A 9,025-nucleotide genomic window follows, 5' to 3' on the forward strand; every position below is an offset into this window, starting at 1 on the left:
TGCGGGGTCGACAGCGCCACCCGATTGTCGAGTGCGCATGCTGCGGCTAAGGCGCTGGCGATGAACTGGTCGGATGACGGCGCGCGGGTAAGCTGCGTGATGGTGACCGCGAACCGTGCCGCGCTGGCACGGCGGGCGGTCGACTGTTTCCTGCGGCAACGCTGGGCGAACCGCGAACTGGTCGTCGTCGATGACGGCGATCAGGATTATACGCCGCTGTTCGCCGACATCCCCGCCGACCGGCTGATCTACGACCGCGTCGCCAAGACGCCGGAGACGACGCTCGGACGTCTGCGCAACCGCACGCTCGACCTCGCGCGCGGGTTGATCGTCGCACAGTGGGACGATGACGACTGGTATCACCCCGACCGGCTCGCGCGTCAGGTCGCGGTGCTCGAACAGGGCAAGGATGCCTGCGTCCTGCGCGGCACGTTGATGCATCTCGACGCGCCCGGCTGGTTCGATCACCCCTATGTCGGCACGCTGGAGCCGGGCGTCCCCGGCAGCATCGTCCACCGCGCCGATCCGCTGGCACGCTATCCCGAAAAACGGCGCGGCGAGGATACCGACTTTCTTGGGGCTTGGCCGATCGACCGTATCGGCGTGCTCGACGCGCCCGGCCTGTTCGTTCGCGCCTTCCACGGATCGAACACTTGGGAGCGGACCCATTTCGAACGCCGGGTCCGCAACACGCCCGCCGCCGCGATCGAATATGCGCTGCGTTCGCTGCTTCCCGGCGGCACGTGGCGTCATTCGCGCTTCCGGCTCGATCCCGAGACCCGCGCCGCGTTCGAGACGTTCGTCGCCGATTCGCGGGCGGCGGGAGTGTTCGCTTGACCCTCGCCGAACACGGACAGCGGCTGCACCTATGGTCGCAGACCCCGGCCGCCGCCTGGGCAGGCAAGGTGTTCCGCGCGCTGTTCTTCGTTGGCGTGCTGTTGTGGCTGGTGCTGAAGGTCCGCGCGATCGGGTGGAGCAACGTCGCCGCCGCCCTGCCGCGCACACCGTGGTTCTACATCCTGTTCGTCGTGATGTTCATGGCGCTGCCGGTGTCGGAGGTCGGGATCTTCCGCCGCCTGCTCGGACGACCCCTGCCGGGGGCGTTGCCGGTATTCGTGCGCAAGCGGGTCTTCAACTCGGCGTTCGTCGGCTATTCGGGTGAACTCTATTTGTTCGTCTGGGCACGCCAGCGGCTCGGCATCGCGTCGAGGACGCTGCTGCTGGCGATCAAGGACAATGCGATTCTGTCCGCGCTGGCATCGGCGGCGATCACCTCGGGATTGCTCATCATCTTCATGGCGACCGGTCGCGCGAAATGGATCGCCGACTGGCTCCATTCGGCGGGGGGCGTGATCCTTGCCGGGCTGCTGGTCGCGGCGTTCCTGACGCCGTTGCTGTTGCGGTTGCGGAGCCAGATCCTGTCGGTGTCGTGGCGTGTCGCCGGAACCGTGTTGGCGATCCATGTCGCCCGTATCCTCATCGTCGTGCTGCTGCAGGCGACGCAATGGGCGGTGGTGCTGCCCGATCAGTCGTGGGGCGTGTGGATCACCTTCCTGACCGTACAGATGGTCATCAGCCGCCTGCCGATCGTGCCCAATCGCGACCTGCTGTTCCTGTCGGCGGCATTGGAAATGAGCCACATCATCGACGGCCCACGCGCGGCGATGGCGGGATTGCTGCTGGCGGGCGGGGCGCTGACGCAGGGCAGCAACCTGCTGTTCTTCCTGCTGACCAGCTTCGAACGCCGGCGCGGAACCCTGCCCGTGGCCGATCCCGATCCGGCGTTCGAAGCGGAGATCGCCACGCCGGCGGTGCCGCCGGCGGGCGAATAGCCGTTATGCCTGCGCCCGCTGGCAGATGAAGCGCGACAGTTCCTGCCGAAGCGGCAGCCCGGCGGTCGGGCGCAATGGCCCGTCATGGGCGACGTTGGTTTCGACATGCGCACGCGTATCGGCGACCCCCACGACATGGAACAGGTTGCGGTCACAATCCACTTCGGTGCGGGCATAAACGAACCGGTCGCCGCGCTGCTGGCGCAGGATCGCGATCATCGTGCCGACGGCGGTCTTGCGCTGACGCAACAGCTCATAGCGCGACTGTTTATCCGATGGCGTCGGGATCACCGTGCCCTCCAGCGGATAGCGTTCGATCCCGTTGCCAGCGATCTCCGTCTCGACCAGATGCCGCAGGTCCACCTGCTCCGTCGCGTTCGTCGACGGCACGCTGTTCCCCGACGTTCCGCACGCGGCCAGCAGCGCCCCTCCCAGCAGGGCCGTCATCGCTCGGATCATGAAGCACTTACCTTTCTACCGGGACCAAGACATGTCCGCCAAAATGTCGCGACGCGCCGGCAATTGCCGCGCGAAAGGTCACCGTGATCGCAACGCTCCGACCGCAGTAAGAAAGGCGATGCCCCCCATGGCCAGGACAAGCCCGCCGATATCTTCCCAACCGATCGCCAGCAGGCGGTCGACCTTGTCGGCCCATGGCAGCGTCGTGCGAAGCGTTTCGAATGGAATGGTCATTGCGCGTTGCAACATAATCACGGATCGCGGGATGAGAACCGCCAAACCGCGCGATCGCTCCCAAGACATCATAAGTTACATGCGCGTAAAAATGGAGAGGGCGACCGGCAACGTGATGCCGCTTGCACGACACAAAACCACCCCATACACCGTCATTCCGTTTATCGATAATGTTGGGGGGTTTCATGTTTCGTACCGTCGCGTCCGTCCTGCTCGCGTCCACGGCGCTTGTCGGGCCCAGTGCGTTTGCCCAGTCCACCGCCGCCGCCGCGCCCGCGCCGATCAAGGCCGCGCCGTTGTCCGCACTGGTCGCGCCGGTGAACATTCCGTACGAAAAATTCACGCTGCCCAACGGCCTGACCGTCATCACCCACACCGATCGCAAGGCACCGATCGTCGCGGTGTCGGTATGGTACGACGTCGGGTCGAAGCATGAGCCGGCGGGGAAGACCGGGTTCGCGCATTTGTTCGAACATCTGATGTTCAACGGTTCGGAAAACGCACCGGGCGATTTCTTCGACCCGCTGCGCTCGATCGGTGCGACCGACCTGAACGGTACCACCAGCTACGACCGCACCAATTATTTCGAAACGGTGCCGAAGCCGGCGCTCGACCGTGCGCTGTTCCTCGAATCCGACCGTATGGGCTATCTGCTCGGCGCGGTGACGCAGGGCGTGCTCGATGAACAGCGCGGCGTGGTGCAGAACGAAAAGCGGCAGGGCGACAACCAGCCCTACGGCCTCGTCCGCTACAAGATGACCGAGGGTATCTTCCCGGTCGGCCATCCCTATCGTCATTCGGTGATCGGTTCGATGGCCGATCTCGACGCCGCCAGCCTCGACGACGTGAAGAACTGGTTCCGTGGCCATTACGGTCCGAACAATGCCGTGCTGGTGCTGGCGGGCGATATCGACGCCAGGACGGCTCGTCCGCTGGTCGAGAAATATTTCGGTGCGATTCCGAAGGGGCCGGAATCGGTCCTGCCCAGGATCGACGTGCCGACGCTCGCCGCGCCGGTGCGCGAGGAGATGAAGGACCGCGTCGCCGCGACGATGATCATGAAGGTCTGGCCGGTGCCGGGCCTGAACGATCCCGAAGCGCCCGCGCTCGACGTGGCGATGACCGCGCTCGGCGGGCTTGCCTCGTCGCGGCTCGACAATGAACTGGTCAAGCGCGACAAGCTGGCGGTGCAGGTGTCGGCCGGTGTCCAGTCGCTGTCGCAGGCCGGGATGATCGTCGTCCGCGCGGTGGTCCGCCCCGGCGTCGATGCGAAGCTGGTCGAGGCGAAGCTGGACCAGATCATCGCCGACTATCTGCGCACCGGCCCGACCGCCGACGAGGTGGCGCGCGTCGCCACCACCAACGTGTCGGGCACCATTTCCGGTCTCGAGTCGGTCGGCGGCTTCGGCGGCAAGGCGGTCGCGCTGGCGCAGGGGCAGCTCTACTCGAACGATCCGGGCTTCTATAAGAAGGAGCTGACCGCGCTGGCGACGATGACGCCGGACCGTGCCCGTGCCGCCGCGCAAAAGTGGATGTTGCGCCCGGCCTATACGCTGGTCGTCGTTCCCGGTGCCCGAGAAGGCTATGAAGAGGCGAAGGCGGTTCCCAAGGTCGCCGACAACAGCGCACCCGCTCCGGCCGAAGGTCCGGCAAAGGGTACGCGCGGCGCGATGCCCGCCGTGCCCGATGCCGGCGGCCAGTTGCAGTTCCCCACCGTAACGCGCAGCCGCCTCGCCAACGGTATGGAACTGGTCTACGCCCAGCGCACCGCCGTTCCGGTCACACAGGTGTCGTTGGCCTTCGACGCCGGGATCGCCGCCGACGTGCCGGGCAAACTCGGCACTGCCGGCATGACGATGGCGGTGCTCGACGAAGGCACCACCACCCGCAATTCGATCGCGCTGGCCGAGGTAAAGGAAACGCTCGGCATGTCGATCTATGGCGGCAATTCGGCCGACCAGACGACGATCGGCTTCTCGACGCCCAGCGCCAATCTGAACAGTTCGGCGCTGCTGTTCGCCGATGTGCTGCGCAATCCGGCGTTCGATCCGGCGGAAATCGAGCGGGTGCGCGGTCAGGTGCTGGCGCAGATCGGCCAGCAGCGGACCAATCCGCAGGGGCTGGCCGACATGGCCCTGCCGCCGCTGCTCTACGGCGCGGATTCGCCTTATGCGAAGCTGGCGGCGGGCGTCGGTGATCCGGCGGCGGTCGCGTCGCTAACCCGCGGCGATCTGATGGCATGGCGCGGTGCGTGGCTGCGGCCGGACAAGGCGAAGGTCTTCGTCGTGTCCGACCGTCCGCTGGCCGAGGTGCAGGCCGCGCTCAACGCCGGTCTTGGCGACTGGCGCGCGACCGGCCCGGCGGGGACCAAGGCCTTCCCGCCGCTGCGAGCGGTGACGACGCCCAAGATCGTGCTGATCGACCGCCCCGATTCGCCGCAATCGCTGATCGTCGCGGCGCAGATGACGCCCCTTGAGGCAAAGACCGACACGCTGGCGGCCACCACCGCCAACACCGTGCTCGGTTCAGGCTTCCTCAGCCGGATCAACATGGACCTGCGCGAAGCGAAGCACTGGTCCTATGGCGCGGGCGGTGGCTATCGCCTGATGCAGAATGCCGTGCCCTATGTCATCAACGCACCGGTGCAGGCCGACAAGACCGGTCCGGCGATCGCGTCGCTGCGCGAACAGATCAGCGGCTTCCTCGGCAAGCAGGGCGTTACCCGGGTCGAGTTCCAGCGGTCGATCGACGGCGAAACCCGTCAGCTTGCCGGTACCTACGAAACGGCAGGTGCGGTGCTCGGGGCGATGCAGTCCAACGACTTCCTCGGCCGACCCGACAATTATCAGGCGACCCTGCCGCAAAAATATCGTGCGCTCACCATCCCGCAGCTTGACGCTGCGGCACGGCGGGCACTCGATCCCAATCGCTTCGTTTACGTGGTCGTCGGCAATGCGGCGACCGTCCGACCGCAGCTTGACGCGCTCGGCCTGCCGGTGGAGGTGGTAGCGGCAACGCCGCCGTCCGCTCCGGCCGCCGCGGCAAAGTAAGGAGAGCGAAGATGGCGAATGTCGATGGCAGCTGGAACACGATCACCAAGTCGCCGATGGGCGACCAGCAGGCGACGCTGACCGTCAAGAGCGACGGTGGCAGCTTCACCGGCAGCTATTCCGGGGCGATGGGATCGACCGAGATCACCGATGGCAAGGTCGATGGCGACAAGCTGTCGTGGAAGGTCGCGATCGTCGTGCCGATGCCGATGACGCTCGACTGCGAGGCGACCGTCGAGGGCGACACCATTTCGGGGACGGTCGGCGCAGGCGCGTTCGGCAGCTTCCCGATGGCGGGCAATCGCGCCGGCTGATCGGGCGACGATAACGGAAACGGCCCGTCCGCACTCGATGCGGGCGGGCCGTTTGCGTTTGGTGGTGTCTGCGTCCGAAACCGTATTCCCGCGCAGGTACGGCGGGCAGGCAGTTTGCGATTGGTTGTGCCCTAAGCCCAGGGTGTATCCCCGTGCAGGCGGGGACCCAGGGTAACGGAGCGGAACGCCCTTGGCTCTGGACCCCCGCCTCCGCGGGGGTACGGCTGATCCGTCATTCATGCAACCGGTCACAGTGTCTGGACCCTTGCCCGCGCGGGGGTACGACGAGCGTCTCGGTTACTCCGCCGCCCGCGCTTCCGCCTCGATCTCCGGCAACCCCGCCGTGCGCGGGCGATCCCCCGGATCGGGCGCATAGCCGGTCAGCAGCCTCGCCCCCCGGCCGTAAGTGAACCACGACCACGCCCAGTGGACATAGACCGATACGCGGCTGCGGAAATCGACCAGCAACATCAGGTGGACCAGCGACCATGCCAGCCACGCGATGAAGCCGTTCAGCTTCAGCCCGGCAATCTCCGCCACCGCGCGCGACCGGCCGATCACCGCCATCGTCCCGTAATCGCGATACCGGAACGTGTCGCTCGGCGTACGTCCGGCAATCTTCGCCGCCAGCAACGCGCCGACGAACTGCCCCTGCTGCTTGGCGACGGGCGCGAGGCCGGGCAGGGGGCCGTCACCGGTATCGAAGCTGGCGACATCGCCGATCGCGAAGATGTTGGGATGGCCCGGCACCGAGCAGTCCGGCCGCACCTTCACCGCACCGTTGCGCGCAGCATCGGCCGACAGCCATGCGGCCGCCGGGCGTGCTTCGGTTCCCGCCGCCCATAGCACCGCCGCCGCATCGATCCGCTGGTCGCCGACCGTCAGTCCGCGTTCGTCGATCGCCTGCACCTTCTCGCCGGTCCGTACCTCGACGCCGAGCGATTCGAGCATCGCACGGGCCGCCTGCGACAGTTTCGGATCGAACGCACCGAGGATATGATCGCCCATCTCGCACAACACCACCCGCGTCGCGCGCGGATCGACCCGGCTGAAATCGCGTGCCAGCGTCGTGCGCGCCAGTTCGGCGATGGTGCCGGCCAGTTCGACCCCGGTCGGCCCGCCACCGACGACGGCAAAGGTCAGCAGGCGTCGCAGTTCGGCCGGGTCGTCGCATTGCTCGGCCCGCTCGAACGCACCCAGCAATGCTGCCCGGATCGCCAGCGCATCGTCGATCGATTTGAGGACGAAGGCATGGTCGCGCCAGCCATCGTTCCGGAAGAAGCTGTAGCCCGCACCGGTTGCCAGGATCAGGTAGTCGAAGCGAATTCGCCGTCCATCGGCAAGGCAGAGTTCGTTGGCGGCAGCGTCGACTCCGCATGCCTCCGCCATCAATATGCGCGTGTTTGTATTGCGACGCAGCAGAGCGCGATTGGCCGTTGCGATGTCCGCCGGCGACAGCGCCGCGCCCGCCACCTGATACAGCAATGGCTGGAACAGATGGTGGTTGGTCCGGTCGATCAGCGTCACATCGGCGTCGGTTCCTCGCAGCGCCTGTGCCGCGGCGATCCCGCCAAAGCCGGCACCCAAGATGATGATCTGGGGTCGCATACCGCCTCCATCCGCCATTTTTGCGGGTCCGGCCGCACCCTGCGACCGGATTACCAACCCGTCAGGTCCGCGATCGTTGCGGGTGTTGCCGCGACGTCGCACCATCCTCGCCATATTGCCACCATGGTCCGGGCAGTGCCGCCATGGTTCGTTCATCTCGCTGAAAGATACCGTGGCCGTTATACCACACATCCCAGTTTCATGACGCCAGTGTTGCGATGCAATGCAACCTCGCCGGTGCTGCCGGGTTCAGAGGGGCCACGGACAAACCGGCACAACTTCGATGCCGGGACCGTAAACGCTGATGAGGTTTTGTATGCGTAAGCTTTTCACCGTCGCTGCAGCCGCTGCCGCTTTCGTGGCTGTCCCTGCCTTCGCGCAGGACATGTCGACCACGACGCAGGACACGACGACGACCACCACCGAACCCGCCCCCGCCGTGACCGCACCGGACGGCACCAATGGCATCGGTTTCGAACCCTATGTCGCCGTCATGGGTGGCTGGGAGCAGTTCGACTCCGAGCGTACCGATGCCGGCATCCCGCAGGTTCCGCGTAACGACAAGCTGAACGGCGCACTGGTCGAAGGTATCGTCGGCTTCAACGTGCCGCTGGGCCCGGTGTTCGTCGGTGCCGAAGGCAGCGTTTCGAAGGGCGTGTCGGGCGACATCGATTGGGATTACGGCGCAGCCGGCCGTTTCGGCTTCCGCGCCGGTGACTCGGGCCTGATCTACGGCAAGGTCGGCTATCGCTGGGTTAATTTCGACCGGTTCGGCACCGCCAGCCGCGACTATCACGAAATGACCTACGGCGCCGGTTTCGAAGTCGGTCCGAAGGACATCGGTCTCGGCGGCATCACCGGCAACTCGGGCGTCCGCCTGCGCGGTGAAGTGTCGACCTTCGGTTCGGCGCACAGCTTCCGTCCGATGCTGGGTCTGACGACCCACTTCTAAGCATCTGACTGGTTCGGGCGGGTCCAGCGTATCGGGACCCGCCCCGGTATCTGCGTACAGAATAAGGCTCCGGGCTATTGTCCGGGGCCTTTTTCTTTGAGGTATCTGCTGGCCAGGTGCATGATCGACCTGACCGGTAAGATCGACGATGCTGACTGCATTGCTGTTCATGATTGCCGTGCAAACGGATTATTTCACAAGCCAATGTGAGCGACGGGCGTTCGGTTGCGCTTCGGGGCATGCGGGAACGGGTATCGCCCAGCCCCACGCGGACAGGTATCAGCAGCCGTTCAGCGTAGCCGGTGAGCCTTCGCTGCACCAGCGGTCGCGTCTAGGCGACGGCGACGCCCTGCGGTCCCGACATTCCACCCGGCCGTGACGGTTCGGATCGAGGGGCTGACCCCGCCACGGCCGCGCTTGATCGCGCATCGGCTGGAGGGGAGGGCAGGATTCGCCGCGAACGCCGTCGCCGATCGCGTTGATCGCTTTTTGACACCGCGTGAAATCACCGATCTAGGTGTTTGATCCCACGGTTTGATGGTGCGATCCTTTCGTTGGAATGGAAGGAAGCCGTAT

Annotated in this window: 8 protein-coding genes; 5 read left to right on the forward strand and 3 right to left on the reverse strand. The window is 65.9% G+C overall.

Translation table 11 applies throughout. The annotated features are described in order from the left end of the window. Positions 1-60 precede the first annotated feature (60 nt). Positions 61-837 (forward strand): glycosyltransferase family A protein, encoded by a 777-nt coding sequence (locus tag ASE91_RS06925; protein WP_055995893.1) that lies wholly within the window; start codon positions 61-63, stop codon positions 835-837. After that, positions 834-1,832 carry a hypothetical protein gene (locus tag ASE91_RS06930; RefSeq protein WP_056624234.1) on the forward strand — a complete coding sequence of 333 codons (999 nt, stop codon included), beginning with the start codon at positions 834-836 and terminating at the stop codon, positions 1,830-1,832. The genes ASE91_RS06925 and ASE91_RS06930 overlap by 4 nt, the downstream gene beginning before the upstream one ends. Before the next feature lie 3 nt (positions 1,833-1,835). Here the strand turns inward: ASE91_RS06930 and ASE91_RS06935 are convergent, their stop codons facing one another. Both ASE91_RS06935 and ASE91_RS19250 read right to left on the reverse strand, forming a co-directional pair. Continuing rightward, the gene (locus ASE91_RS06935) at positions 1,836-2,291 is read right to left on the reverse strand and encodes a hypothetical protein (RefSeq protein ID WP_156357710.1); all 456 of its coding nucleotides are present in this window, start codon (positions 2,289-2,291) and stop codon (positions 1,836-1,838) included. Positions 2,292-2,369: 78 nt separating this feature from the next. Next, positions 2,370-2,525, reverse strand: coding sequence for a hypothetical protein (locus ASE91_RS19250; RefSeq protein WP_156357711.1), 156 nt, complete (start codon positions 2,523-2,525; stop codon positions 2,370-2,372). 185 nt (positions 2,526-2,710) lie between these two features. On the opposite strand from ASE91_RS19250, the gene ASE91_RS06940 reads away from it, so the two are divergent. After that, positions 2,711-5,575 (forward strand): M16 family metallopeptidase, encoded by a 2,865-nt coding sequence (locus ASE91_RS06940; RefSeq protein WP_056624242.1) that lies wholly within the window; start codon positions 2,711-2,713, stop codon positions 5,573-5,575. Between the two features lie 11 nt (positions 5,576-5,586). Then, positions 5,587-5,889: a hypothetical protein gene (locus ASE91_RS06945; RefSeq protein ID WP_055995881.1), complete on the forward strand. Its 303-nt coding sequence runs from the start codon at positions 5,587-5,589 to the stop codon at positions 5,887-5,889. Between the two features lie 297 nt (positions 5,890-6,186). Here the strand turns inward: ASE91_RS06945 and ASE91_RS06950 are convergent, their stop codons facing one another. Further along, positions 6,187-7,497, reverse strand: a complete 1,311-nt coding sequence (locus ASE91_RS06950; protein ID WP_082453871.1) for an NAD(P)/FAD-dependent oxidoreductase — start codon at positions 7,495-7,497, stop codon at positions 6,187-6,189. A gap of 316 nt (positions 7,498-7,813) precedes the next feature. Between ASE91_RS06950 and ASE91_RS06955 the strand changes: the two genes are divergently transcribed. Beyond that, positions 7,814-8,449, forward strand: a complete 636-nt coding sequence (locus ASE91_RS06955; RefSeq protein WP_056624245.1) for an outer membrane protein — start codon at positions 7,814-7,816, stop codon at positions 8,447-8,449. Positions 8,450-9,025 lie beyond the last annotated feature (576 nt).

The sequence above is a fragment of the Sphingomonas sp. Leaf62 genome (assembly GCF_001421915.1).
Lineage (GTDB): Bacteria > Pseudomonadota > Alphaproteobacteria > Sphingomonadales > Sphingomonadaceae > Sphingomonas.

Coding starts and splice junctions, on each gene's coding strand:
- ASE91_RS06925 (WP_055995893.1), top strand. CDS start 61: ATGAACTGGTCGGATGACGGCGCGCGGGTAAGCTGCGTGATGGTGACC.
- ASE91_RS06935 (WP_156357710.1), bottom strand. CDS start 2,291: ATGATCCGAGCGATGACGGCCCTGCTGGGAGGGGCGCTGCTGGCCGCG.
- ASE91_RS19250 (WP_156357711.1), bottom strand. CDS start 2,525: ATGACCATTCCATTCGAAACGCTTCGCACGACGCTGCCATGGGCCGAC.
- ASE91_RS06940 (WP_056624242.1), top strand. CDS start 2,711: ATGTTTCGTACCGTCGCGTCCGTCCTGCTCGCGTCCACGGCGCTTGTC.
- ASE91_RS06945 (WP_055995881.1), top strand. CDS start 5,587: ATGGCGAATGTCGATGGCAGCTGGAACACGATCACCAAGTCGCCGATG.
- ASE91_RS06950 (WP_082453871.1), bottom strand. CDS start 7,497: ATGCGACCCCAGATCATCATCTTGGGTGCCGGCTTTGGCGGGATCGCC.
- ASE91_RS06955 (WP_056624245.1), top strand. CDS start 7,814: ATGCGTAAGCTTTTCACCGTCGCTGCAGCCGCTGCCGCTTTCGTGGCT.